At 63.4% G+C, this 1,705-nt stretch carries 1 protein-coding gene and 1 rRNA gene; both read right to left on the minus strand.

Annotated elements, in window-relative coordinates; translation table 11 throughout:
* Positions 1–680: hypothetical protein (locus tag CHC08_RS50135; protein WP_179282502.1), on the minus strand; the 680-nt coding region annotated here is incomplete at its 3' end.
* 766 nt (positions 681–1,446) lie between these two features.
* Positions 1,447–1,563, minus strand: a 5S ribosomal RNA gene (gene rrf / locus CHC08_RS40680).
* Between the last annotated feature and the right edge of the window lie 142 nt (positions 1,564–1,705).

Below are 1,705 nucleotides of genomic sequence, written 5' to 3' on the forward strand. Positions count from 1 at the left end.
ACGGTCATCACGATTGAACGGAGGACGATCTCCACCGCGGTTATCGCGGTTGAACGGCGGACGATCACCGCCACGGTTGTCCCGATTGAACGGAGGACGATCCCCACCGCTAGGACGATCACGATTGAACGCAGGACGATCCCCACCGCGATTGTCACGGTTAAACGGAGGACGGTCACCGCCACTGGGACGATCACGATTGAACGCCGGCCGGTCACCACCGCGGTTATCGCGGTTGAACGGGGGCCTCTGGCCACCACTGCTGGGCCTATCACCACCGCTGCCGCCGTACTGGCTACGGGACTGATCACGGTCACCGTAACGCGGCCCAGAAGACCTCTGGCCACCACCGGTACGGTCATCGCGGTTGTACGAGGGCCTCTGCCCGCCACTGGGACGGTCATCACGATTGAATGCCGGCCGGTCACCACCGCGGTTGTCGCGATTGAACGGCGGACGATCCCCACCGCGATTGTCACGGTTGAACGGAGGCCTTTCACCCCGATCGCGAGACCCGTACGAACCGCCCGAATTCCCTTCGCGGCGCTCGCCATATCGGGGGCCATCGCCCGGCCGCCCTCTGTCGCTACCTGCGCGGTCGCCGCGCTGGCCTCCTTGACCGCCAGATCCGCGGCTTTCGCCTTCTTCGCCTCGGCCCGCGTCGTCGCGCCCGTTATCACTGTTCACTTCTGGTCCATTCGTTTGCTCACTCGGCGAGCGCGTCCCGTCTCCTCATATGGATGGGACGATTCGCTGTGCGGGCGGTCTCCGGCCGCGGGGTGCGCCCCGTTCGCTATCGCTGCCCCGCCCTATCGTGGTCTGGCGCGACGAAGGCCATCCTCGGTGGGATGGCCCGGCCCCCTCAGCCTAGCAAGCTCGTGAAAGTCCATACGCCCTATCCCTTGTGCCCATAGATGATCATGTGCACCAAAGTCAGTCGGCAAGCCCAAGACAACCGAACAGCCCTGGGTATCAGGCCCGGGACAGCCGGGCCGGCTCGGACAGGTTCCGGGTAGCCCAACGAACGGGTCCTCGACATCAGGCCGAGACGACCAAACAGGTCCAGAACCACCGACTCTGGAAACCGAGCCGGCCTCCAGCGCCTGGCCGGTGACCGGGCCAAAGAGCATCGGGCCGGGAATACCGGCTCCTAATCGGCTCCTACAAACGAAAAAGGAGCCCTCATCACGCGGTGAGAGCCTTGCGGTGAGAGCCCTCTGAACGCGGCCAGATCAGATACCGGATACACAGTCGGTGACCATCGGGCCGGCAGCGGACCAGCCCTGAAACGAAAAAAGGGGTCCGTACCGCGCGGTGCGGCCCCCTCCCCGGACACACAAAAAAAGGGGGGTTCGCACCGTGTGGTGTGAACCCCCTTTTCGTGCATGCGGGTGGGTGAACGCAGAAAAGGCCACCCCTGACGGGGTGGCCTTCTCTGAAAAGATTGTCCGGCGGTGACCTACTCTCCCACACCGTCCCCGGTGCAGTACCATCGGCGCTGAAGAGCTTAACTTCCGGGTTCGGAATGTAACCGGGTGTTTCCCCTTCGCCATAACCGCCGTAACCCTATTAAACAATCAACCACCACACTCACACCCGTCCTCGTTCAACACGAGGCTAGGCGGCGGTGTTTGCTGTTTCAGAATCACATAGTGGACGCGGGCAACACAATCTCTTTGACGGGCCACGCGCTGCTCCGGACCCG

This window comes from Streptosporangium subroseum (assembly GCF_900188345.1).
In the GTDB taxonomy this organism is placed as follows: domain Bacteria; phylum Actinomycetota; class Actinomycetes; order Streptosporangiales; family Streptosporangiaceae; genus Streptosporangium; species Streptosporangium subroseum.